The 24835-nt window shown below is 51.6% G+C and carries 16 protein-coding genes; 3 read left to right on the top strand and 13 right to left on the bottom strand.

From position 1 onward, the window contains the following. Positions 1 to 10: 10 nt before the first annotated feature. The 5 genes from DFP98_RS31360 to DFP98_RS31340 form a co-directional block, all read right to left on the bottom strand. Positions 11 to 1762, bottom strand: coding sequence for an extracellular solute-binding protein (locus DFP98_RS31360; protein ID WP_181918055.1), 1752 nt, complete (start codon positions 1760 to 1762; stop codon positions 11 to 13). A gap of 81 nt (positions 1763 to 1843) precedes the next feature. Next, complete coding sequence (locus DFP98_RS31355; RefSeq protein ID WP_246016908.1) at positions 1844 to 2734, bottom strand: carbohydrate ABC transporter permease; 891 nt, start codon at positions 2732 to 2734, stop codon at positions 1844 to 1846. A gap of 18 nt (positions 2735 to 2752) precedes the next feature. Next, positions 2753 to 3691, bottom strand: a complete 939-nt coding sequence (locus DFP98_RS31350) for an ABC transporter permease (protein ID WP_116064586.1) — start codon at positions 3689 to 3691, stop codon at positions 2753 to 2755. Between the two features lie 151 nt (positions 3692 to 3842). Further along, positions 3843 to 5666, bottom strand: coding sequence for a cache domain-containing sensor histidine kinase (locus DFP98_RS31345; protein WP_181918054.1), 1824 nt, complete (start codon positions 5664 to 5666; stop codon positions 3843 to 3845). After that, entirely contained in the window at positions 5653 to 7278 is a 1626-nt protein-coding gene (locus DFP98_RS31340; RefSeq protein WP_116064584.1) for a response regulator transcription factor, read from the bottom strand. Before DFP98_RS31340 ends, DFP98_RS31345 begins: the two co-directional genes overlap by 14 nt. Positions 7279 to 7454: 176 nt before the next feature. Between DFP98_RS31340 and DFP98_RS31335 the strand changes: the two genes are divergently transcribed. After that, a complete protein-coding gene (locus DFP98_RS31335; protein WP_116064583.1) occupies positions 7455 to 8318 on the top strand; it encodes a sugar phosphate isomerase/epimerase family protein in 864 nt (287 codons plus the stop codon). 173 nt (positions 8319 to 8491) lie between these two features. Beyond that, on the top strand, positions 8492 to 9094 hold the full coding sequence (locus DFP98_RS31330) for a Uma2 family endonuclease (RefSeq protein WP_116064582.1): 603 nt from the start codon (positions 8492 to 8494) through the stop codon (positions 9092 to 9094). Positions 9095 to 9104: 10 nt separating this feature from the next. On the opposite strand, the gene DFP98_RS31325 is transcribed toward DFP98_RS31330, so the two are convergent. The 5 genes from DFP98_RS31325 to DFP98_RS31305 form a co-directional block, all read right to left on the bottom strand. Then, entirely contained in the window at positions 9105 to 10313 is a 1209-nt protein-coding gene (locus tag DFP98_RS31325; RefSeq protein ID WP_116064581.1) for a Gfo/Idh/MocA family protein, read from the bottom strand. Between the two features lie 119 nt (positions 10314 to 10432). Then, on the bottom strand, positions 10433 to 11254 hold the full coding sequence (locus DFP98_RS31320; RefSeq protein ID WP_116064580.1) for an AraC family transcriptional regulator: 822 nt from the start codon (positions 11252 to 11254) through the stop codon (positions 10433 to 10435). A 6-nt stretch (positions 11255 to 11260) separates the two neighbouring features. Then, positions 11261 to 12514 carry an alpha/beta hydrolase family protein gene (locus tag DFP98_RS31315; RefSeq protein ID WP_181918053.1) on the bottom strand — a complete coding sequence of 418 codons (1254 nt, stop codon included), beginning with the start codon at positions 12512 to 12514 and terminating at the stop codon, positions 11261 to 11263. A 441-nt stretch (positions 12515 to 12955) separates the two neighbouring features. Then, positions 12956 to 13780 carry a sugar phosphate isomerase/epimerase family protein gene (locus DFP98_RS31310; protein ID WP_116064578.1) on the bottom strand — a complete coding sequence of 275 codons (825 nt, stop codon included), beginning with the start codon at positions 13778 to 13780 and terminating at the stop codon, positions 12956 to 12958. Positions 13781 to 13795: 15 nt separating this feature from the next. Beyond that, positions 13796 to 14806: a Gfo/Idh/MocA family protein gene (locus DFP98_RS31305; protein ID WP_116064577.1), complete on the bottom strand. Its 1011-nt coding sequence runs from the start codon at positions 14804 to 14806 to the stop codon at positions 13796 to 13798. Between the two features lie 154 nt (positions 14807 to 14960). Here DFP98_RS31305 and DFP98_RS31300 point away from each other — a divergent pair, with 154 nt between their 5' ends. Next, positions 14961 to 15890 carry an AraC family transcriptional regulator gene (locus DFP98_RS31300; RefSeq protein WP_116064576.1) on the top strand — a complete coding sequence of 310 codons (930 nt, stop codon included), beginning with the start codon at positions 14961 to 14963 and terminating at the stop codon, positions 15888 to 15890. A 115-nt stretch (positions 15891 to 16005) separates the two neighbouring features. On the opposite strand, the gene DFP98_RS31295 is transcribed toward DFP98_RS31300, so the two are convergent. The 3 genes from DFP98_RS31295 to DFP98_RS31285 all read right to left on the bottom strand — a co-directional run bounded on the left by DFP98_RS31295 (position 16006) and on the right by DFP98_RS31285 (position 24771). Then, entirely contained in the window at positions 16006 to 17196 is a 1191-nt protein-coding gene (locus DFP98_RS31295) for a Gfo/Idh/MocA family protein (RefSeq protein WP_181918052.1), read from the bottom strand. An 18-nt stretch (positions 17197 to 17214) separates the two neighbouring features. Beyond that, positions 17215 to 19134 carry an alpha-amylase family protein gene (locus tag DFP98_RS31290; RefSeq protein ID WP_116064574.1) on the bottom strand — a complete coding sequence of 640 codons (1920 nt, stop codon included), beginning with the start codon at positions 19132 to 19134 and terminating at the stop codon, positions 17215 to 17217. Positions 19135 to 19215: 81 nt separating this feature from the next. After that, positions 19216 to 24771 carry a DUF4838 domain-containing protein gene (locus tag DFP98_RS31285; protein WP_116064573.1) on the bottom strand — a complete coding sequence of 1852 codons (5556 nt, stop codon included), beginning with the start codon at positions 24769 to 24771 and terminating at the stop codon, positions 19216 to 19218. Positions 24772 to 24835: the final 64 nt, after the last annotated feature.

The raw sequence follows: 24835 nt of genomic DNA, 5'->3' as shown, positions 1-24835 counted from the left end.
TGATACTTCCCTATTGCTTAACGCGAGCGATCGATTGCGGCCACATCTCATCCCAATAGGCCTTGGACTTGTCGAGTCCCATCTTGTAAAGCTCGTCGATGACGTTCTTCTTCTGCGTCTCGTAATCCGCTTCGGATTTGGCCAGAATGACTTTCGGCATCGCTTTCCACATATAATCTTTAATCGAATCGTCGATCCGTTTAATATCATCCGGCGGCGTACCCAAAGCCACACTGCCCGACGTATCGAACACCATCAAGTCGACTTTGCCTTGCTCTGCCATTTTCTCGATGGCATCTCCCGGATAATCGCCGCCGTAATGCTTGGCATAGTCCAACTGATATTCTTTCCACTCAATACTTTGAATGAGAGATTCCGAGTTTAAATCAAATGCCACTCCCTCGTCGGAATTGACGGTATAATCGCTTAAACCGTAAATATACGCATACTTTGTAACGCCGATCCTTTCCGCCTCTTCGATATTCTCGCGAGCTTTGATGAAGCTTTCCAGAAATACCGGTTTATTGTCTACCTTATCCCACTGCTTCCCTTGAATGCCTCGGGTCAGTAAGTTCATCCCTTCATTGCTGTATAGATAATTCAATACTTCCATTGCTTTCTCCGGATTTTTGGAGTTTTTGGCAATCGCAAACGCTCTGCCCGCCTTCCCGATGACCGATACGTTTGTTTTGTAAATAGAGTGGTTTTCCATCGGAATCGTGACAAATCCGGCATCGGGTATCGTCGCGAGCGCTTCGTTCGCGCCTGCCTGCCACCAAGCTCCAATCCCCGATAAGACTTGCAGATTCGTCTGCTTGTTCTGGTATTGGTCCAAATTCTGAATAAACGATTCCGGATCCAGCAGCCCCATCTGATTCGCCTTGAAGAAAAACTTCATGCTATCCCAGAAAGCGCCGTCCTCTTGGGCCAGGAAGTTATAGAAGTTGCTGTCGGCATCGATCATATAGTTGCCAGGCCCGTCCATGTAACCTTGAGAGAGAGCCATTTGAACGTAGAACGGATATAAGCCCCAACCCGCTTTTTCCACGAAAGAAGATACGCCGTATACTTTTTTACCGTCTGCCGTCGTCGGATGCTTCTCTTGCATCGCTTTCAATACATCGAGAAAATCGTCAGGGCTTGTAATCGGCGGGAAGCCTAGTTCTTTGTAATAATCCCACCTTGTCAGGTAACCGGCGCCGTAATCGGTGAAAGGCACCTTGGCCACCATTTCCTTCGTTGCGCCTACCTGCATCGGAAGCAGGTACAGCTTTCCGGTGTCAGCGCTTACGTATTTACGATAATAGTCCAGCGCTTCCGTATTTTTCGCAATGTCCGGTCCCTTGCTCTGAACCAGATCGTCAAGCGGGAGAATGAGATCTCCTTCGATCAATTGCTTGTAATCTTCTTCGAAGGAGAAAATAATGTCCGGCAATTCCCGGCTCGCCATCATCAGCTTGAATCTGTCCGCATTCTGATTAATAAACTCGATTTCGACGCCCAATCTCTTCTCCAGCTCTTGCATGACTTCGTCTGTCTGACGCCCCTCGTTCTTCAAAGGAACATTTCCGTAATAAAAAGTAAGCTTCACAGGTTCTGTGTTCTGGCTTGCTTCCGGCGTCCCTTGTGATGCGCTGCTCCCGGCGGAGGCGCTTGGCGATGCATTGCTGCCCCCCTTGTTGCCGTTACTGCCGCTGCATCCTGCAACTACGAGTACCATGATCAAGGAAACGAATAGCCATGTTGCTTTTTTTCTGATCATTCCTAATCCTCCCATAGTGACGTAATCATCTATATTGAAAGCCTGTCTGCGGTGAGCAGCCAAGACCGTTCAATCGTTGCATTAGCCTTTTACGGCCCCTAACATAATTCCTTTGACAAAATAACGCTGCATGAACGGGTAAACAAACAGAATCGGCAACGTGACAATCATCGTCATCGTCATCTTGATCGACTCCGGCGTAAGTTTGTGCGCGGCGCTCTTATCCAGGAGGTCCGACGGATTCATATTCGCCATCGCGGCCGCGGAGTTCAAGTAATTATATAGCATGACTTGCAACGTCTGCAGACTGGGCTTTGAGACGAGAAAGTAATTGTCTTGCCAGGCGTTCCACTGCCCTACAGCGGCAAAGACGGCGATCGTGGCGATAATCGGCAGCGAGAGCGGCACGATAATTTTGTTAAAAACCGTCCAATACCCCGCGCCGTCCATCATCGCCGACTCTTCCAAAGCCGCCGGCAATTGTTCGATATACGTCTTGATCAGAACAATGTAGAAACCGCTGATCGCCGATGGCAGCACATACAGCAGGAAGTTGTTGTCGAGATGCATGAATCTCATCGTCAAGTACCACGGAATGAGACCGGCGTTGAAATAAAGCGTAATGACAACAAACCGATAAATGAATTTGCGGAAGTACAATTCCTGCTTGGTTACGATATAGGAGAAAAAAGTACAGCACGCTACCGTTACGATCGTTCCGATGACCGTACGAAAAATCGAGATGACTGCCGTCGAATACAATGCCGGCGTTTGCAGCAATTTCTCGTAATTGACGAAATTGAGCCCTTTGGGCAGCAGCAGCAGTCCGCCTGCCGCTTTCACGGGATCGCTGATCGTGTAGATCAATATATAATAGAAAGGATAGGTGCAGGCAAATGCAACGATTAGGAAAAAAGCGAGATTGCAGCTATGAAATAAAGCTTCCATGAAGTTTGTACGTTTCGTATTCAAGCGGGCACCTCCTTAAAGCTAGATGATCGATTGGCCGCGAAATTTCTTGGCCAACTGGTTTACGGCAAACAAGAGCACGATGCTGATTAACGTTTTCCACATGCCCACTGCGGTGGCGAACGGATAATCGTTGCCATGGAAGGCGACGCGATAGATATAGTAATCGAGCACCTCCAGCTTGTCTGCAACGAGCGGATTATAAAAGACGAAAAATTGGTCGAAGCCGTTGCTCAGCATATTGCTTACATTTAACAGCAGAAGTACGATAAACGTCGGCATCAATCCGGGCAGCGTGACGTGCCATATGCACCTGAACCGCCCCGCCCCGTCGATTTTGGCGGCGTCGAACAGCTGCGAATCCAGACCGGCAATCGCCGCAAAATAGATGATCGCGGACCAGCCCGTGTTTTTCCAGATGACGATCGCCGTCTGTACGTACCAAGCCGTATCCGGATTGCCCAGCACGTTAACCGGATTTTTAATCCAGCCTAGTTGCGTCAGCAGCGTATTGAAAATACCCTCGAACGAAAAGATGGAAAAAACGAGAGAGAACACGATGATCCAGCTAATGAAATAAGGCACTGTCGTTACCGTTTGAACAAACTTCTTTAACCTGCGGCCGCGAAGCTCGGATAGCAGAATGGCAAAAACAATCGGCAATGGAGATGACAGAATATTCAAAAAACTCATAACAAGCGTATTGATCAACACTTTCCCGATTTCGCTATTCGCGCCAAATAACAAGCGGAAGTATTCCAAACCGGCAAATGGCGTCTCCGACAGCGGAATGCCGGGTTTATACTTGAAGAACGCATAGACCCATCCGAATAACGGCACATAGCTGAATGCGATGACGAGCACCAGAAGCGGCAATATCATCAGAAACAACGACAATCGCCGCCATGTAATTTTCGGTTTCGGCTTCGGGATGGGGGAGATTGTAATCGGGGCTTGCATAGGCTGCTCCTCTCTAGTCGTCTTGGAGAAAGATCCGTTAAGATGAATTATAGAGAGCTGCAGCCGAATGTTAAATAAACGGAATTACGATTATAGGCACTCGCTTCCTGTCCGCCTATTTGTTTGGACAGAAAGCGAGTGCAATTATGTACTAGATTACGATTTTATGCGGAAGGGCTAACGTCACCCGAGTTTCCTCCCCGACAACGCTATGGATCGAGAGACCGTAGTTTTCTCCAAAATGAAGCCGTATTCGCTTCTGGACGTTTAATAAGCCGATGCCAAATCGCGGAACTTCCCCTGTTAACTGATCGCCGCTTGCAAGATAGGCCTGAAGATCGGCAAGCTCGCTGCTCGAGATGCCTCTGCCCCGATCCTCGATCTCGAGAACAAGCTTGTCCTCCTCTTCTCTGCCCTCCAATGCAATAGTGCCGATAACTTGATTGGCTTCCATGCCATGTACAATCGCGTTCTCGACGATCGGTTGAAGCGTGAAACGCAGTACGTCAGCGTTGAGCAGCCTTTCCGGCAAGCGATATTCCATGACGATATGCTCGCCGTAGCGAATATTCATTACTTTAATATAGCTGTTCAAATATTGGATTTCCTCCCGTAAAGTCCACACGAGCGCTGGATTGTTATAGATCGGCTTAAGCAGATTCGATAGAAATGTAATGCTGTCGGCGACGTTCTTCGCTTGAGCCGCAATCGCCATCCACTTGATCGTATTTAACGTGTTGTATAAGAAATGCGGCTGCAATTGCGATTGCAGCAAACTGATTTCAATCTGCCGCTTCTCCTGCTCCGCTCCTTTGTTCCGTTCTACCAGCTCGTATATGCTTTGCGACATCCGGTTAAATCCCCGGGTCAGCATCCCGATTTCATTATCGACATTCTCCAAGGTGACGCCTAACCGGCCTTTTTCCACCTCCCCCATCCCCTTCGTCAGACGCTTGAGCGGCATCGTGATTTTGCGAATGAAATAAAAGGATAAAATCAAGGCGATAACGACATTGCCGAGGACAATCCACATCATCTTGCTCCGCAGCGACCAGATGTCCCTGACCAAATCGCTGATTTGCACATATCGGACTAATGTCCAATCCGTGTCCGCCATACGGTAGTAGATAATTTGTTTATTTTGCTCGGTAAAGCTGCCGTACTCGCTATCGCCCCGCTCCAACAATTGCGGGGAGGCCATCGAGCCGATCGCCGATTTATTGGAGCTGGACACAATATTGCCGCTTCCATCATAGAGAAAGGTCTCGTCCTCGCTGAATTTGGACAAGTTGCCGTACAAATCTTCCAAGCGGCTTTCATTAACGCTAATCACGAACGCATTCCATCTTTTGCTGTAGATCGTGCTGAACCCGCGAACAACTGAAATCATCGGTTCGTTAAGCGGCCTGTAGCTCAAGTCGCGAAGCAGCCGCTGCGACACCTCGGGTCTCACCCATAGGATGTCGCCCAACGTTCGGCCGGCGTTTCCGTATGTAGCGGTGATTTCCTGCCAATGCTTCTGATCCTCGTCGCTCACCGCGATCGGTTCGTCATCGCGCAACCCGATAATCGAGCCATCGGACGAGAAAAAATAAATCGACGAAATAAAATCGTAGTTTTTGAGAATCAACGATAATTGATTGAGGAGGCCGTTGATCTGGATGACATCCTCCGCGTCGTAATTTGCCCCGTCCTTCTCCTTGTTCATATAGCTTTCGATTTCCGGATTAAGCAGCAGCAGCTTCGATACTTTGTCCATCTCGGCGCGAAACCCTTGAATGCGTTGTTCCGTCTGCTGGAATAGTCTTAACGTCGAGTCCTCGCTGCGCGTTTTCAGAATGTCCAGCACGCCGTAGTAGATCAGTATCGAGCTTAATACAAGGACGATGATGCTCATGATCATGAACGTAAGCACAAGCTGGGCGCGAATACTCTGCCACAATCTGCGGATGACGGTCCGGCTAATGCCCTTCATCGTTCGGCTCCCCTTCCGCATCCCGGTGCATCGTCCATTCTCTGCGATATTCTTTCGGCCCCATTCCTGTCAGCTTCTTGAACGCCCGGCTGAAATAGCTTTGATTGGCGAATCCGGTCTGTTCCGCAATCTCGTAAGTTTTGCTGAAGGTTCCCAGCAGCAGCTCTTTCGCTCTGTCAATCCGATATTGCAGCAAATAATCGGCGTAATTAATGCCTGCTTCCTTCTTGAACAAGCTGCTTAAGTAATTCGGACTGACATGAACAACCTCCGCCAACTCCGCCAGCGTAAGCTCCCTTTTATAGTTGTCATCGATATAACGAATGACATCGGATACCTCTTTGCTTAACGTTGTTTTATTGGACAAGAAATCCCCGATCGTTTGCAGATAGGTACGAAAAGTATCCGCCAGCTCCTGCAAAGTCCGCGCCCCGGCCATACGATCGCTATAATCCGCAACGAGCTCCGGCAAATTCGCCTGGGACAGCCGGACGGCGAGCGCAGCCATGAGCACCCAGACCTTAAAGGTACGCTTGACATCCGCCGCATTCACAGCGGTATCCTGGGTCAAAAACGTACGCATCGTGCGCTCGAGCGTTTTTTTGGCGGCATCGTTCGTTTGCCAATCCTGCACAAGCCGAAGAAGATCGCTGCCGATCTGTTCCGGGATACGCATAGGCTGCTGTCCGCCTACATAAGTGTTTGAGCCGACGCCGAGAAAAAATCGATCCTCCAGCTTTGCCAGGCATTCGCTATACTGCTTTTTCATCGATGGGTAGCCGATCTGCGGACGATTGATGACGAATGAAACGGAAATGTTGAAATACATGTTTAGGACACTTCGAATGTGCTCGACGATCGTGTTCACCGTATCGGTTATTGATTGTTCCCCACTGCATTCATCGAAGCCGAATACGAGCAAATAGCGGCTGTCCGCATCGGCGAACGCTTCTCCACAGCCGTAATTCGTCAACACTTCGCTTAGTACGTTCAATAGCGACATGCGGACGAGTTGTCCTTTCTGGTCTTTAAACCGCTTACATAACAGGTCGAACCTGTCGATTTCCATAAGCGTCACGACTAACCGATGCGGGTGCAGCCGCATGTTCAGGTTTGCCGCTTTGGCCGTAAATTCAGCTTCGCTATATCGCGTTCCCAGCAAGTATTCCTTCATGAGATTGTCTTTCAGAATATGGATATCCACATCGCTGCGGGTATGCGCCGATTTGTGCAGCCGATCGAGCCTGTCCCTGATATTGGCCAATACCGTTCCCATATCTTCTGTGGTCATTTCCAGCTTCAAAATATAGTCCTGCACATTGTGGGTCAACGCCTTGCGTACCGTCTCGAAATCTTCCACGCAAGTCAGAATGACAATCTGCGCATCCGGATTCAATTCACGCGCTTTGGCAATCAGCTCCATGCCGTCCATGATCGGCATCTTAATGTCCGTAATGAGCAGTTCCGGCATTTCCCGTCGATAGATTTCCAGCGCTTCCTGACCGTTCGCAACATCTGCGATTACAGTCATATGATATTCGCTCCAGTCGATCGAATGCTTGAGTCCCATTCTCACGAGCATCTCGTCCTCGGCAATCAATACCCGATACATATCCAGTCCCCCTCCATGATGTCGGAAGTTACAACCCTAATATAACAACAAAACGACACGTTTTCCTTAGGGTTCTGAATTATTTCCGGGTAAAGCTGACTAAATTCAATTTCTCTCCCGGCGTGCAATGGCTATAGTGAGGGTAGTCTTGTAAACAATGACAGGCGGTGCAGAAAATGAAATGGGGAATGAGCACTTACAGCTTAAGCAGAGCGATTATAGCGCAGGAAATGACTGTGCCGGACGTGATCGAATGGACGAAGGAAATCGGCGGCGAGCATGTTGAAATCGTACCGATCGGCTACGATTTGACGCAGCAGCCGGAGCTTGTTCCGACAATACGCCGCAAAGCCGAGCAAGTCGGCATCGACATCTCGAATTACACGGTCGCGGCCAACTTCGTATGCGAGGATGAATCTGCCTATCGGCAAGAGATCGAACGAGTCAAACGGGAAGTCGATATCGCGGTTGCGCTGGGCGTGAAGCTGTTCCGTCACGACGTCGCATCGAGACCGCCGGAACAAACGTCGATCGTTTATTTCCAGAACGATTTGCCAATGCTTGCCGAGGCGTGCAGACAGATTGCCGAATATGCGGCCGACTTCGGAATTACGACAAGCGTAGAAAATCACGGGTTTTACATGCAGGCAAGCGAACGGGTAGAAAGCCTGATCGCCGCGGTCGGACGGCCGAACTTCAAGACGACGCTGGACATCGGCAACTTCATGTGCGTCGACGAAAGTCCGGTCAGAGGCGTAAGAAATAATGTCGGTCTGGCCTCGATGATTCATCTGAAAGATTTCTACCTGCGTTCCAAGCATCTCAATCCCGGCAACGGATGGTTTCAGACTGCCAGCGGCGATTACCTTCGGGGCGCGATCGTTGGGCAGGGAGATATCGACATGCGGGAGGTGCTGCGCATCATTAAAGCTTCCGGTTACGACGGATATCTCTCAATCGAGTTCGAAGGATTGGAAGATTGCCGATTCGGGGCCCAAACAGGTCTGGAGAATGCGAAGCGCATGTGGGACGAAGTATAACCGGACGCAATCGGGTTTATTTGCGCACACGGTTCTGCCCCTCAAATTGACAGATCATGGAGACTCATGCATAATGGAGTAAATAAATGTCGGGGAAGCACCTCGCAAAGATAAACACACGATGTGTTTCTTTGCTGAGGTGCTTCTTTTTTCCGATAAGGAGGAGAACTGTCATGAGAGAGAAAAAGAAAACGTACGAAGAGGTCGTCAAGGAGTCGCCCGTTACTTACGAGTTGTACGCCAACATGATCGACGACGGCAACCGCTACGAAATTTCCGACGGCGTATTGGAACTGATGAGCCCTTCCCCGACGACTACGCATCAGATGATATGTTACAAGATGCTATTCCGTTTAGAAACCAGTTGCGAAAACGAGTTCATCATTGTTCCGTCGCCGATCGATGTCATCCTGTCCAACACGGAAGTTCGGCAGCCGGATATCGTCATGATCCATCGCAGCAGAATATCGATCATCAGCAACAGAGGCGTTAACGGCGCTCCCGATCTTGTCGTGGAAATTACATCTGTGCATTCGCGCAAGCGGGACAAGGTAAAGAAGCGCACCGTGTATGCGAAATACGGCGTCCCTGAATATTGGATCGTTGATCTTTCCAACTTTACGCTGGAGCAATACACTCTGGACGGAGATCGCTACGAACTGATCGAGGTTTACGCCGAAGACGACACGATCAGTTCGAAGACGGTTCCGTGCGCCTCGTTCAGCATGAACGAGATTGTGCAAAGCCTGCCTGTACATCCGGATATGCTAGAGTAAGAGCATTTTACTATAAATACTTATATCGGGATCGGTTCTTGGTAAAATCGGGGAAAGCAACCGGCTTGCCGTTCGCCGCCACAGACTGGACCGACAGCGGGAATACGCAGCTGATCGCAACGGAATCGTAAACGTCAACCGCCGGACGACGTCCTTCCTGAACGGCCGAGGCGAATTCCTCCATCACGAAATAGTCTCCGCCGAATCCGGCTTCTTCCGCCTTGGCCCGATCCTTCTTCCAGGACGGATGCTCGTACTCGTAGGCGAGATCCCAGATCGATTGCCATTGCACGGTCCCCTGATACGACCTGTCGGACGATTGGCTATCCAGCCATACGAGCGGATCTTCCCCATCGCGCCGAGCCGACAGGAAAGCTCCTTTCGTCCCTTGCAATCCGAAGTGCGCGTAATTGAACGGACGAGCGGAGGAAAAATCGTTCCGCAAATAAATGACGGCTCCCTGCTTCGTTCGAATCAGGGTTAAGGATGAATCTCCTTGCTTCCAATAATCCGGAGATGCTCCGGGATGATCGGTCCCGAACATTTCAGCAAAATAACCGCTTTGGGAAGAAGGCTTCGAGACGATCGTCGTCATGTAGTCGAACTCGTCTCCGCGGTGAATGCCCAGCCACTGGGATACTGGACCAAGCGAATGGGTCGGATAGTTGTTGCCGTTATAGTCTCTCAGCATCTCGCCTCTCCACGTCAAGTCGCCGTTTTCTTTGTGGGAAATTGCCCGCAAGTCGTGTATATAACCGCACTCGGCGTGGGTGAGCTCCCCGAACGCGCCTTGATCCGCCATGTTCTTGACCATCATGTTCAAGCGGAAATAATTGAAGTTCTCGGCCATCATGTAGATCATGCCGGTCTGCTCAGCCGTCTCGACGAGCTGCCAGCAATCTTCAATCGTATTGGCGGCGGCGACTTCGCTTAGCACATGCTTTCCGGCTTTCATCGCTTGCACGGCCTGCTTGGCATGCAGCATCATTGGCGTTGCCAACAGCACGGCATCGATCGACGAATCGTCCAGCAGCGCCTCGAAGCTCGTATACGTCTTGATTCCGGGATGTTTCGTCCGCCAATTGTTCAAAACGGCTTCATTCAGATCGCATACGGCTTCCAGTTGGACTTTATCAGGCATCATTGATACGGATTTGCTGTAACAGCCGCCGCGAACTCCGCCCACGACGGCCAATCGTACCGGTCCATTTGCTCCCATTGCTGCATTCTCTCCTTAGGCGTATACGCCAACTTGTTCAAAACTACATTTTTACTATAGTCTTGAACGGGCTCGGAGAGGTATTGAAATAAGTAAGGCGTATCCTGAAAATAATCAGGTCATTGCGGCCGCGCCCTGGAACGATTCCGATATTCCGTAGGCGTCATGCCGGAGTGATGCTTGAAAAATTTCGCGAAATAATCGGGCTCGATGCCGACCCGCTCGGCAATCCCGTTCACGCTCATCCCTGTCGAAGATAGGAATATGCACGTATGCTCAAACCTTAACTTCGTGATGTACTGAATTGGCGGGCAACCGACCATTGTTTTGAACACCTGAATAAAATAGTGCGGATGAAAATGAACGAGCCCGGCCAGCCTCTCCACCGACAGCTTCTCCGACAAATGGCTTTCGATATGCTGCAGCACCACGTTAATCGCTTCTAGCGAAGAATGTCCGGTATCGGTAAATTTGCAAAGCGGACTGCTCTCAATGTAGGTGCACAGAAGCTGGAGCAAAATCGTTTTGCAGCGCAAGGCCGACGTCATATTATGTCCTGACGCGTAATGAAGAAGCTCGCGGAACTGCTTCTCAATCGCCAAGCGATCTTTGGCATCGATCATAGTCGACAGCTTGATTAAGTCGAAAAGCCGAGTTTCTCCAAGCGAAGCCGTAAAATGGCAATAATACTTGGCAAAACGTTCGTCGTTCGAGGAAGTCGTAATCTTCGTTCCTTCAGGCAGCAGCACAAGCTGGCCTGCCGAAGGGCGAAGCTCTTCCTCATTGACGCGAATTGTGCAGCTGCCGTCCGTGATATAGTAGAGAAGATTATATTCGTAATTTACATTCGAGTAAGACCAGTTCGTACCGACATGCCGGTAGGAAACCGTAAATATGGACGTTTGGATGTTGGCCAGATAGTTTCCGAAGTTCTCTCGCATTTGAGCCTACTGCTGATCAACAAATACCGTTGAGATGACAAGCTCTTGCTTATTGAGCGTAAAGGCAATCTCGATATAATATGAAACGCAGGTGTCCGGAAAAACGCCGGAAATCAGGCGATTATCCTGTACGTCGCAGTCAATGGTCTGCCAGCTTTGCTTCATAAAGGAATATTCGCCATAACCGAATTTGTCAAAGTTTGAATACGCCATTGGTTCACAGATGTAATAGCCGGTAGCTCCCGTAATCCGCACGTCTTTGCCGCATTCAACCGGAAAGCTGAATTTTCTCCCGTTAGGCTGAACCGTTATTTGGGGAAACTGATCGCCGCCGTTAATCTGGGCGTCTGCAAACGCATAGATTTCCTCCGGCTTCCAGCCGTGCTCATGGCTGTGGTACATCAAGTTTTTAATACTTAGACGCGTATTGGCATGGTTTAGCGCGGTTGCTGAATAGGAAAGGGAATTGGGCTGTATGGAAAAAGCGCTGTCATCATTCCACGCAAGCCACAGCACGGGAAGCTTCACGTTGTCGAAATTTCTCTCCGCCAACCAGTTCATCTTAACTTCGGGTCTTGTGAAGATCTGATTCAGATCGCTTAATCCCTCTCCGAGAAAGCCGCTGCTGTACACGGGCACCGCAAATGCAAATCTCTGATCGTACCCGAGCAGCAGCGAACAGATGACGCCTCCCCAGGATATTCCCGTGACCCCGATCTTATCGCTGTCTATGCAGGGATGGTTACGCAAAATATTGCCTGCCAGAATCGCGCTCGATATAGCATGATACATCCACTGGTTTTCCATAGGCTGATCCGAGGTGCTCATTCCGTCGTTCAAAGGCGAGGGCACATATCCTTCTTCTGCGAAGACGCCCGTTAGTTCGTGTACCCATTCGTTTTCTTCCGATACCTCGCGACTGCCGGCATTCTTCTTGCCGGGCATATATCCGGTTGTATCCATTGCAATCGCAGCATAGCCGAGGTCATTCCACATTTTAACCCAACAGGCAAAAGCATGGCCGCCGCCACCGTGTATTAACACAACCGCCGGAAGCTTTTCTCCGGTTTTAACCTCTGGAACGCTTAAATAAGCAAAGACTTTTGTACGCCTGCCGTCGTTATAAGGAACACTTTCGTACGTAATGGCTTCAATTCCACTGAATTCACCGTCGGGATGATAATCAGCTATCGATTTTACCTTTGGCATAGTTCCTTTTAATTTTTCAAAACTTGCAGTAAGCTCTTCTGCTATTGGCATGCTCATAACCCCCGCTACGCTTTGTTTATTTGAACTATACCATCTGGTAAATATTCGTCAACAATTTTAAACTGCGCAAAGCTGAAGGGGGGCTTTCTCCTATGCGGAGTCGCATTACCAGTAGTTATCCGTATAATCATCGACGACGCTTAAGCAACATACAACCCTTGATTTTGGTCGACTTGTACGGTTTTTCATACAAAGGTCGACTTGTACGGTTTTCCCACAAAGGTCGACTTGTACGGTTTTTCATACAAACTTCCATCGTTTGAGCCCGATTCGAGTTGGTTTGTGCGATTTTTCGAACAAATATTCTCATTTCGAGCCTGATTCGAGCTGCTTTGTACGATTTTTCGACTAACTTCCCTCCGTAGACTTTTATAGATAGATCCGCAGTCAAAGTTCAATATCCAGACAATTGGAAACATTGCGACTCGACTATTAAACTCCTTGCAGCCACAGCTTCAGATCGGCGGTAGTGCTTAGAATGTCCTGCCGCTGCTCTTCGCCCGAGATTTCCCGTTCGATAATATATTCGCCCTTAAATCCGATATCGCCCAGCTTGCGCACGAACGCCGGGAAATCGACTTTGCCCGTGCCCGCCTTCACCTCTTCTCCCAGCCTTTCGCCGTCTGTCGGATACAATCCGTCTTTGACGTGAATATTGCGCACATAGGAGCCGATCGTATCGAGCGCGTCGATCGGGTTGCCTTTCCCGTACAGGATCAGGTTCGCGGGATCGAGGTTAATGCCCAAATTCGACGTGCCGATTCGTTGGATCGTGCGAAGCAGAACGATCGGCGTCTCCTGCCCGGTCTCAAACCAGAACCCTAATCCTTTGCTTTCGCAATACTCCGCGACCTCGCGGATCGCGGCGACGACGGCCGGATATTCCGGGTCCGTCAAATTCTCGGGAATGAATCCGCAGTGGGTAATGATTGCGGGCGCTCCGATCCATTCCGCGAAATCCGCCCACCTCTTCAGCGCCTCGACCCGCTCCGCGCGGTACGCTTCGGGGACAAGGCCGAGAGTGACCGGCCCTTCCGTGAAGTTCCACACCGCCGGTCCCGGTACGCCGGCCCACACCGCGCAGACGCGAACGTTCGCCTCGCTCGCTTCCCGAACGACCCGTCGGGCGACTTCGGGCGTACAAAGCTCCATATTCCAGCAGCTAAGCTGGCAGACGGGAAAACCGTAGTCGCTTACTGCCTGAAACATATTTTCCTTCGAACTGTTGTCGAGCATATGAATGACGCCGATATCCATTCTGATTCTCCTCTCTTATTGGCCTATCGTCACGAATTGCCCGCCTTGGCCCGACGAGACTCGCTCGGCTTCCACGATGCGCAGCGCCAACAGCGATTGCTCCGGGGGCGACGTTTCCACGGCTCCGCCGGAGAGCAGTCGCTCGGCGAAGTATTTGATTTCCCGGTAATGACCGAGGTTCCCGTCGTGCTCGTAGACCCAGGAAGGCCCGCCCGCCGGATAGACGGTTAACCGAAAATCCCGATAGACGAGGGTCGCTTGCTCCAGATGAACCTTAAAAGTCATCTCGAACCCGACCTCTCCCGGCAGCGACAGATCCGCTTGCGCGTGGATAATTTTACCGTCCGAATACCGGAAATGCGCGGAGACGATGTCATAGTGCTCGCTGCACAGCGCCGACACCGCCTCGGGTTTCCCGAACAGCCAGTTGATCATGTCTACGTCGTGAATGTGCAGGTCGACAAGCGCGCCGCCGCTCTTCTCCACTTGGAGCATCCAATTCTCGTAGGACCACTCCGGTGCGCCGCCGCCCCTGTAGAAGGTAGCCGTCTTGACTTTGCCGTATTTTCCGCCGTCCACGATGCTCTTTAATTGCTCGTATTCCGGCCAGAAACGAAGGCAGTGTCCGATCATCAAGTTTTTCCCTGTTTTCTCCGCCGCTTCGAGCATAACCGCCCCGCTACCCGAATCCAACGCGATCGGTTTCTCGCACAAAACCGGCAGCCCCTTGTTCAACGACCGGACCGTGTACTCTTCATGCAAATACGTGGGCAGCGTAATATCCACCATGTCCAGTTGTTCCTGGAAAAAGAGCTCCGCATCCGTATAAGCGTTGACGTTGGACAGATCGCTAGCTCCGCCCACATCGACGAGATTGCTCTCTCGTTCCGTCGTCTCGAATTTTCGCCCGTCGGTGTCCAATACAGCAACCAAACGGATCGGGAAGCCCTCTTCCTCCAGCTTCCTGTAGATGTCCAGATGTACGCGCCCCATCGAACCTAAGCCTACCAAGCCGACCTTGATCATCGCCCTATCCCCTCCTAATCGAAATTCCGCTTCGACAGCCCCATCATAACTTTTCGACAACCGAATTGATTTAGAAAATCCGTCGTTTTATTTGCACGTCTATTTGCAGAATCGAACGGTTATTTTATACTTTAATTCAAAGGGGGGCGGCGAGATGGAGTTCGTGCCTTACAGGCTGGACGAGCGAATTGTCGTTACGGAGATTTATACCTGCTATTATTTCGAGTTGTCCAATCGTGAGAGGTATAACGGGGAAAGCCACGATTTCTGGGAGATTGTCTACGTGGACAAAGGCGAGGTCAACGCGAACACCGGGTCGGGCTACTATCGCCTGAATCAAGGCAATATTCTCGTGCACAGCCCGAACGAATATCACCGATTGGAAAGCACCGGCAGCAAAGCTCCAAATCTGTTCATCGTTACGTTTAGCTGCAGCAACGAATCGATGGCCTTTTTCGACCGTAACAAGCTGTTCCGCATCGGACAAGCCGAGCACGCGGTACTGGCCAGATTGATGAAGGAGAGCAGTATCGCCTTCGGCCTGAACGAATATCCGATATCGCCCCGGCCGGACGCGCCGTTCGGAGCGGAGCAGCTGTTCAAGCTCTATCTGGAGGAATTGCTGATCCGGATCGTCCGCAACGAAGGCTCGGCTCCTTCGCGAGCTTCGCTCCTCTCGACAACGAAGGAAAACCAAGGCGAACGCCTTAGCCGGCTCATCGTCGACTATCTCGAACGCAACCTATCCGACAAGATCACGTTGGACGATCTGTGCGCGCAATTCAGCATAAGCCGGACGCAGATGAACATCCTGTTCAAGCGAACCGTCGGCGTCGGCATCATCGGCTACCTGAACAAGACGAAGATCGACCGCGCCAAAACGTACATTCGCGAGGACGTTTATAACCTGACGGAAATCTCCAACCTGCTCGGCTACAGCAGCGTCCATTATTTCTCGCGCCAGTTCAAAAGCACGGTCGGCATGTCCCCGTCGGAGTATGCGCGAACAATTAAAGCCCGAAGTGTAGCCCTTCCTGATTCCGCGTCGTCATCGCCGCTTGTCGGGCCGGCGTCTTCGGACTGAATGCCGGACAGCCGCGGCAATTCGCCGCGGCTTAAAGAAGATGACCCCTAACGAGTATAGGAGCCATCCACATTAAGGGTCACAAATCACCGCCTCGTTTATTGGCGATTATTTTTTACCATTCCAAAAATCTACGAATTGTCCTGCATGAGTTTGTATCGGCGATTCTGGAAGGAACCCAACCAACTGTCGATGTATACGATTCTGTCATGTGGAGTTCAGTATTCCCGCTATCCGTGCAATCGGTTGCAGCGGACGGGAAACCGGAGAAATCACCGCCTCCATGACCGGCTTGCTCGGCAACGCTGCCCCAGGATTGCCACAACGGATGTTCCCATTCATCGGCATAATTCCAGAGCGTCTCCCACTCGGCTGAACCATCCGACGAAATTCCCGGAGACCGTCCCTCCAACCAAATCAGAGGATCTTCATTATGATGACGGGGAGAAAGATACGCTCCTTTAGTACCTTGGAGAGCGTAATGCGTCATATTGTGCGGGCGTGCCGATTGTATATCATAACGTAAAGTAATTAACTTCCCCTTTTTCGTACGGATCAGTGTAACAGCAGAATCCCCCTGCTTCCAATGATCGGGCCCAGCTCCAGGGTGCTCCTTTCCGAAAAGCTCCTTGTAATAGATTTGCCCTGCTAAGCCTTCAGACACGAATGTAGTTAGACTCTCGAATTGATCTTCTCCATTACGATGAAGATCCAGCCACTTAGCCACAGGTCCAAGCGAATGTGTGGGATATGTATTGCCTCGGTAACTTTTCAACAGATTTCCGCGCCAAGTCAATTTTCCATCAGGATAATGAGTAAGGTTCCGAATATCGTGAATATAACCGCCCTCAACATGAACGAGATCACCAAAGAGACCGTGCTGCACCATATTTTCGATCATCATGTTTGGACGCATGAAACAGTAATTCTCCGCCATCATGTAGGTTAATCCGGTTTTCTCTACGGTTTCGATCAATTCCCAGCCTTCATCCAAAGTTGTTATTGCAATTACTTCGCTAATGACGTGCTTCCCAGCCTGCAAGGCTTGAATGGCTTGACGGGCATGAATGAATAACGGCGTTGCCAAAAACACCGCGTCTACCTGTCCGTCATCCAATAAGCGCTCGTAATTATCGTACGACCGAACTTCCGGAAACTCATCCTTCCATCGATCCAGCACCGCCTCATCATGATCACATACAGCAACCAATTGAGCTTTGTCGGCCAAATTGCTCAGCACTTTACTAAAGGTGCCTCCACGGCCTCCGCCTACGACAGCTAACCGAACAACTTTATTCTTATTCATATAAACACCCCTCTTCATTTAGGCCTCAACGACAACCATCGCATATCCATTTACCGTTGGTAGAGGAATACGGATATAGCCATCCGTAATTTCATAAGCCAATGGCTCTCTCCCGGGAGCCGAATAGACACTTGATGCCCTCTCGCCCTTCAGGTATACGATTCCGTCGACTAACGTCTGCATGTCTTCGATCACATTGTACTTGCCCCTCGGCTCCGGATGAGTTAGCTTGACGTGAACCATTCGCTTGTTTTCTTTCTCCGTTACCGTCACGCGTGCCGTCGTTGGAATGTTCTCGCACTTGATCAACGGCTCCGGGAGCAGTTGTTTCAGGCTGTAGCCCACCAAATACTTGTGAACGTTTGCGGCGTATTCGATATAAGCGCCGAAGATCGGAAAGCAGATCTGCATGACGTTGCCCGATCGCACGACCGCTGGCCATCCGGCGTATCGGTCCGGCGGCGTGTAGAACTTGCCGTGAAAGCCGTCCCACTCGCGGTTGAAGTAGGGCTGCCAGTATTCCGCGATCTCTCGTGCACCTTCCTTGAGCCCCATTCGAATCCCCTGCTTGTAGATGCCGCAAGGCATATTCGGTATTTCTCCGTCCGTATCCTCCAGCATGCGGAAGTAGGAGCTGTTCCATGGGTCTTCTCCGTCGTAGCTCAAGTTCCATTCATCGAGCGCGAACGCGGTGCCTTCCGGATTCAAGCCGGAATGTCCCGAGCTGATCGCGTTCCCGCCATCCGCGAGATAAGCTTTCAGCTTTGTCCCCAACACCGGCGAAATCCGAACATCGTCTGGCAAGATAACGACCTTGTACTTGGACAAGTCGTGATTCTCGTTAATGATGTCGTAGGTCATCTTGAGTTCGCCCAGCATGCGAACCGCTCCGTTGTGACATTCGTCGAGCTTGCCGCCCGCAAGCGTCAGAATTCCGATGTCCGCAACCGCGCACACATGATCCGTCCAAGGCTCGTAACGTTCCAGTTCCTCGTAGATTTCGCCGACGACCTTGTACACCGCCGGGTCGAGGCCGTCTCGCGGGTGCATATGGTCGCCGATCGACGTGGGCACACCGTTCATCAGCGCATCCCAGCAATCGTTCAGCAGCGACGCTTTGCTCTTCAGTCCGCCGAAATCCCCCCAGTTTACGTTGAACCGCCCGGTCATATAGAAGGTTTGCTGACCGAGATTGCGAGCGTATGCGACTTGGGCCGGGAAGAAGTCGTAGCTCCATCCGCTCGGCAAGCATTCGATCTCGTTATGCGTCCGCAGCCCTTCCGTGTCGGCCGATTCGAGGCCGTTCAAATACAGGAACTTGTCCGGACCGATGATCTCCTTCGCTTTCCGGGAGAATTCAATAAGCGATTCCTTCGAGTACGCCAAGACATGCTCGTCGTTTAACGGGTCTCCGCCGCTTGCCTTTATGCCTTCCAGGCATTCGTTCCCGTAACACGGGGTGACGGCCATGCAATCGAAGAAGAAACCTTCCACCGGATAACGTTCCGCTACCTCCCGAACCATGCCCAGCAGATGATCCAAATACCCCGAGCGAAAACACATATTACGGAAAAAATTCGCGGTCCGGTCTCCGTAGATGACTTGCCCTTCCTTGTTGACGACCGTCCATTCGCGATGCTTTCGGGCCATCTCGTGATCCAACCCTGCGTTGAAATAGGCGGTCACGCCAATGCCGACCTTGCGGCATTCCTCGACGATCTGCCCGAACATATCGAACTTCAAATGCGGATGCATTACGCCGATGTGCGTCGGGTAATAGGCGAAGCCGATGTTGCACTTGGCAAATACGTTGACGTATTCTACCCGCGCGTCCTTTAGCGTCTTGGCGAACGTTTTCGCATCGAAGTTGGCTCCGAAATCCGGAATGTCGGGCATCGTATGAAAGTCGATGTGAATCGCTCTTTTGATCGTTCTCATAGATTGTTTTCTCCAATACTTATCGAATTTTGAAGTGCGGGGCCAAGCGAACGTATCCGCCCAGCCCCGACCTATTGGATATTAATTCGTCTTGAATATTTCCACGTCGTCGAAGTAGATCGTATCGCCTTTATTAAAATCGTTCAGAACGATGTAATATCGTACGGATACTGTGCCCGGCGCCGCTTCGAACGAAAATTCGAACGGCGTCCAGGCGCCCGCCGAACGTTTGGCCGACCGTTGAGCGGAAGAAACGTTGCTCGTAACGTTCCCGGTACCGTCTATCTGATGAACGACTACGCTTAGTTTGCCGTTCGTAGGAACATTCGTGACGAAGCGAAATAAGCCAAAGTAGCTTCCTTCCTGCACGGATACGGTTTGCAGCGGTCCGCCGCCCCCGGCGGCGTTCTGCCCCGGCTGCAGCCCGTCGGCCACAAGACTGTAAGCTCCGGAACGAACAACCGCATTTGAACGGGTGAAACCTTCGCCCCAGAATGTCCAAGCCGATGCGTCGCTCTCTGTGTTCCAATCCTCGAAGCCTCCGTTCTGCGCGATCTGCGTCAGCCCGTTTACATTCCCGGGTATCTCTACAGGAAGCGCGTTGACGGCATCCTGCCCCTTATAGCTGACACTGTACACCACGCTCTGATCCCACGGCTTCTCCTGAAGTTCAGGCACCGTAAACGATACGGTTTTCGTGTCGGAGTTCCAAGACATGGACGTTGGAGCGACCGGTGCTTCATCCGAAGCGTTCACGCCGCTCGATAGAACGAAATCGGCGGCTACCGGTTCGACTACCGGGACGCTTGTCAACACGACGTCAAGATGTCCGTAAGTTGCGTTCACTACCGATACCTCGGCTTCGGCATTCGGGATTCGATAAATTTCCACATCGTCGAAGTAGATCGTATCGCCTTTCTTGAATTCGCTAAGGAGGACAAAAAATCTGGCCGAGGATTCTCCCGGCGCGATCTCGAATTCGAATTCAAATGGAACCCAATTTCCTCTGGAAGCGGCCGCCGGTCGCTTGTCGGAAGAGAGAGACCTCACGATCGCTCCGCTTCCGTTCATCGGCTGTACGTTCCAAGATAAGACTCCTTTCGTGTTCGCCGAAGTATTGTAGCGGAATACGCCCACGTAAGTTCCCGGTTCCAGCCCCGCCGTTTGGAACGGACCGCCGCCTCCCGCCTCGTTCTGTCCCGGCTGAAGTCCATCGGCCGCCAGACTGTAGCTGCCGGTACGCCGGACTGCGTTCGACCGCGAGAAACCCTCTCCCCAGAACGTCCAATTGTCCGCGTTTTCCTCCCCTTCTTCAAAGGAAGAATTTTGTACGAACTGTTCAAGATCGCCTACATTGCCTGAAACTTCAAACGGAACCGAACGGACGACGGCGGAGTCTCGGAATGCCACTCCGTAAACGACGCTTTGCTCCCACACGCGATCGGGCACCGCCGGGACGCTTAAGATCGCTTTCTTCTCCCCGGCAATCCAAGATAGGACAGTAGGCGTCACCGCTTCCGATTTGCCGTTTATGAAACTCGTCACCATGAACTCCTCATTCGAAGGCGTTTGCCCCGGATCGTCGTAGAAAGTGACCTCAATTTCCCCATTGCTCGCTTGAACTTGCGAGATCAACAGCGGAGCCGGCGGATCGCTCTCGACGGACTGATACACCTCGAAGTCGTCCATGTACAACTCTCCGCCTTCGAAGAAGCCGTTAACGGTCACCGATACTTTCACTTGCTTCACGGCCTTTCCGTTCACCGTTTCCGGTACTTTACCCATCACGGAGATCAGATTCCACTTCCCTCTGCCGGAGGAATACGCCTGTTGGTTGCTTTTAATCGTATCCAGTACGGCGCCCTGCTCGTCGAGAAAATCCAGTTGCAGCCAAGTATCGCCAACCGTTTGCGTCTGCTTCGTCACGAAATAGCTCAGCTTAGCCGTAATCAGCCCGGGTTTAACCGGCACGGTCTGGCTTAAATCGCCATAATAGAAATTATGAATATAGATGCTGGCATCCCCCGTAAGGGCGTGCGCGGGCTCTTCGAGCCGTTTGAATTCCCCGTAATTCATCACCCAGGTATCCCACGCTTGGGCTTGGGTCGTTCCGGTCTCGAATGAAGGATTGGCATTAACCGTAGTGCCAGCCAGTACGTTCAGCAACAGCTCGGCATATTCCTTTTCCGCGGCGTCTTCTCCCGAAGCCATCCTAGCGATGCGCTCCCGGACTGCTCCGCCGGTAGGCTCATGCCGTTTGACGTAATCCGTGACTCCCCATACCAGCGATGGACTCCATCCCGACCAGATCAACTTGTCCCAATAAGGATCTACTTGATGATGCAATAACGGATCATTCTTGTACGCGTCGACAAGCGCCAGTCTTTTCGCTGCATAATCGGCTTTCGCCTGGCTGCTGGCACCTAGTTCAAGCATCTGCAAAGCGGCTTGCTCGGTCTCGGGAGCCGTCTCTTTTTTCGGATAACTAAGCGCAGACGCTTCATAATACTCGAATTGTTTGAACAGCATTTCGGCTCGCGCTTTCTGCTGAGGAGTTACCGCTTTAGCCAATACGGATTCGAGCAGCGACCGACTATCCTCCATTTCCTGAGCAGTAACGGCTTCCAGGTAAGTGCCCCAATAATAAGAGAGATAGGTGATGCCTTTACGTTCCTCGAACCATTCTGTGTCCTTGATTCGGTCGGTCCAGAACGACTCCCAGTGATCGAAGTAAGCTTTCAGGTCGGGAGCCGCTTCCGCTCCTACCGCGCGAACGTACCAATCGTTCAACATGGCATCAACGTTGCGCTCCGGATCCCACAGCAGCTTCGTCAATAGCCAAGGCTTGGGGCCTTCGCCCCAATTGGGCAGCAGCTCCGCAAAGTAAGCGATAACGCCGTTCTCTTTGCCGAACCGCAAATACTCGGCCATCTGGTGCGGATATACTCTCGGTACCATGTAAGGCGTACCGTATACGTAATCGTAAAATGCCAAATTAGCCGATACTGCCGTCCATTGTTCCGTGGTACCCTGGTCTTTGGCGCGAATGCCGTCGTCTATCCAGGTCATTCTATCCTTCGTGAAATATGGAATTACCCGGTCGTTTAACTTGAAGGAAGGCGGATCGTTGACTTCCTGGTAGGCAAGCACCCCGAACCACTTATCCGGATGTACTTGCAGCACGCCTTCTACCACTTTGTTAACCCAGTCGTAGTAGATATCGGACATATCCGGCAAGCCGATTGAATTAAGCCTGTGCGGATTCGCCGGATGATCGGGTTCGGCCTCGCAGAAGCCGCCGCCGTCATTCACGGCCAGCGAGAAAGACGTAGCCTCCGGATTGGCGTTGAAATAAGCCACGATTGAAGAGACGGCTGCCGTTACGGTCCCTTCCTCGGTGAAACAAGGCTGCCATAACACATCCGATGTCGGTATGAACCGCTCCCCGTTACGCAGCGGGTAAAACTCGGGATGCGTAGTCGCGTAATTTTCCCCCGGATAGCCGGGCAACGGAACGAATAAGTACCATAAGTAATGGTTGTAGCCGATAATTCGATTGTTCGTCCGGTTGACGACGCCCCATTGATAGTTGTCCTCGTTGTCCGGGGAGAAGAAGAAACTATCCGTATGAACGCCGTAGAGTCCTCTGGATTTATAAGCCGGTTCTTCTTGGATCGTACCTGTCGGCACGTACAAATCGGAGCTGGCAGGCACGTCCTCCCCGTTCGGTCCGGGGAGCAACCATCTGACGCCGACGTAACGCTCCAAAAACTCATAAACTCCATATTGGGTTCCGCTGTCCGTGGGTCCTACAATCGTTAAGGTATCGTTCCTCGCGTCGATCACGTAGCCGTCGTCGTCCAAATCTTCCAATTTACCGTCTAGGTAAGCTGTATCTTCTTCGCGAGACAGACCGACATAGATAGCTGTATCCAGTCCGGCCGGCGAACCGTTCATCTCCAGTTCTTCGTCTGTCAGCTTCGTCAGCGCGGCGCCCGTCGACTTCATCACGTATTGAATCAAGGCGTCTGCTGCCCCGGAGACCTTCGGGTCGGCCTCGGCCGGTACAACGACGTAGCCCTGTGCCTGACCGTTTATGGCCACCGCAACCCCCGAATGAATCACAAAAGGAGCGGATTGCACTGTGGAAGTACTCTTATACGAAACTCTGTATACTACGGATTGCTCTACGCTAGCTGCGGGAATGACCGGAACGGTAAGCGTCGCTTGTTTATTCGCTTCGTTCCAAGAGACCAACGTCGGTGTAACCGGAACGGCGGCCCCGTTATTCACGATTGACACGATCGCAAAATCGCCGATAACCGGAATTGCGGACGGGATTTGGTTCAAGGTTGCGGTAAGCGTTCCGTTAACGGCGCTTAAGGCCGCAAGCTGAATTTGACTTCCCCCGCCGTTTCCGCCGTTACTGCCGCTTCCCCCGGTCGACGCGGAAGATCCTGCGTTTGCGAATTCCGCTCCTTCTTGAATATCCGGCTTAAGTTCAAAGGTCGAGCCTCTGCCTTTCTCGCCGACGACCGCTTTCTGAATCCTCCCTTGTCCGGTAACGTTGGCGCTGGCCTCTAGCCGCAGCAATACAATTTCACCATTGCTGCCGACTTCAAGATTAACGAGGGTGAGAATAACCAATTCGGCGATCGTCGTCGTTCCTTTCATGACGATGCGAATCTTTCCCGTTTTTTTGTTTACAATCACCTTGCCCAGAATGCTGTTCTCTAGATATACGCTGTTCTCGCCGCCGCCCTGGATGGATGTTTCGCCTTGCACGACGACGTTGCGCAAGCGGACATCGCCTTCGCCAATCCCTTCGGCCAGCAGCAAGTCCCCGCCGATCTTCATATTTTGCAGCGTCACCCCAGGAACGCTGACAATCACGTCACCCGGAATTTCGCGAATGCTTTGCTCGGAACCGTAGATGCCGGCCTTATCGTACTCGCTTGAAGTCAGTGACTTTAGCGCTCGGTCGAGAATCACGACAAGCTCTGCTCGAGTTAGGGAGGCCATCGGCATGAATCGGTTGCCGTTCCCGAGCATCATCCCCGCGGATACGGCGGCATTCACCGCTTTCTTGCTCCACGGAGCTATCTCCATCGCATCCCTAAATCGATCTGCCGCCCTATTATCCGTCTCTTCCAGCTTCAGCAGACGCGTTAGAATAACCGCCATTTCCTGCCTGCTGACAGGTTTCCCGGCTCCGATCGTGCCGTCTTCGTAGCCGGACAAATATCCAGCCTTCACCGCTTTGGCGGCATCTTCGTATGCCCAATCCGAAGTCTTAAGATCGGCGAAGCTGATCGGCGCGGACTCGACATACCCGAATGAACGATTGACGAGCGCCATCGTTTCGGCGCGGCTAACCGGCTCGTCCGGCCTAAAGGAGCCGTCCGAATAACCTTTGACGAGACCTTCTCTCCACCATTCCGACACCTGTTTTTGTGCCCAGTGGCCTTGTATATCCGTTAATTCGGTATTCGGAGGCTTTTCCTGGGCGACCGCAGCCGTCGACCCGAGAAGCTCCGATGCGCTTGCCCTTTGACCGAGAACCGAGCTTGAAAGGATTAAGCTTAAGGATAGTAATATTAAACCTGCTTTACGGAAAGTCTTCTTGAATAAATACATTCTACTGGCACCTCCAGAGTTGTATTCGTTTCCTTTCCCGCACGCCGCGAAACGATGTCCGCCT

The organism is Cohnella phaseoli, assembly GCF_003386235.1.
Classification (GTDB): Bacteria; Bacillota; Bacilli; order Paenibacillales; family Paenibacillaceae; genus Cohnella; species Cohnella phaseoli.
This window is presented reverse-complemented; position numbering and strand designations above follow the sequence as displayed.

Bases quoted from the DNA above. Each gene is read 5' to 3' on its own strand.
- DFP98_RS31360 (WP_181918055.1), bottom strand. From the start codon at position 1,762: ATGATCAGAAAAAAAGCAACATGGCTATTCGTTTCCTTGATCATGGTA.
- DFP98_RS31350 (WP_116064586.1), bottom strand. From the start codon at position 3,691: ATGCAAGCCCCGATTACAATCTCCCCCATCCCGAAGCCGAAACCGAAA.
- DFP98_RS31345 (WP_181918054.1), bottom strand. From the start codon at position 5,666: ATGAAGGGCATTAGCCGGACCGTCATCCGCAGATTGTGGCAGAGTATT.
- DFP98_RS31340 (WP_116064584.1), bottom strand. From the start codon at position 7,278: ATGTATCGGGTATTGATTGCCGAGGACGAGATGCTCGTGAGAATGGGA.
- DFP98_RS31335 (WP_116064583.1), top strand. From the start codon at position 7,455: ATGAAATGGGGAATGAGCACTTACAGCTTAAGCAGAGCGATTATAGCG.
- DFP98_RS31330 (WP_116064582.1), top strand. From the start codon at position 8,492: ATGAGAGAGAAAAAGAAAACGTACGAAGAGGTCGTCAAGGAGTCGCCC.
- DFP98_RS31325 (WP_116064581.1), bottom strand. From the start codon at position 10,313: ATGGGAGCAAATGGACCGGTACGATTGGCCGTCGTGGGCGGAGTTCGC.
- DFP98_RS31320 (WP_116064580.1), bottom strand. From the start codon at position 11,254: ATGCGAGAGAACTTCGGAAACTATCTGGCCAACATCCAAACGTCCATA.
- DFP98_RS31315 (WP_181918053.1), bottom strand. From the start codon at position 12,514: ATGCCAATAGCAGAAGAGCTTACTGCAAGTTTTGAAAAATTAAAAGGA.
- DFP98_RS31310 (WP_116064578.1), bottom strand. From the start codon at position 13,780: ATGGATATCGGCGTCATTCATATGCTCGACAACAGTTCGAAGGAAAAT.
- DFP98_RS31305 (WP_116064577.1), bottom strand. From the start codon at position 14,806: ATGATCAAGGTCGGCTTGGTAGGCTTAGGTTCGATGGGGCGCGTACAT.
- DFP98_RS31300 (WP_116064576.1), top strand. From the start codon at position 14,961: ATGGAGTTCGTGCCTTACAGGCTGGACGAGCGAATTGTCGTTACGGAG.
- DFP98_RS31295 (WP_181918052.1), bottom strand. From the start codon at position 17,196: ATGAATAAGAATAAAGTTGTTCGGTTAGCTGTCGTAGGCGGAGGCCGT.
- DFP98_RS31290 (WP_116064574.1), bottom strand. From the start codon at position 19,134: ATGAGAACGATCAAAAGAGCGATTCACATCGACTTTCATACGATGCCC.
- DFP98_RS31285 (WP_116064573.1), bottom strand. From the start codon at position 24,771: ATGTATTTATTCAAGAAGACTTTCCGTAAAGCAGGTTTAATATTACTA.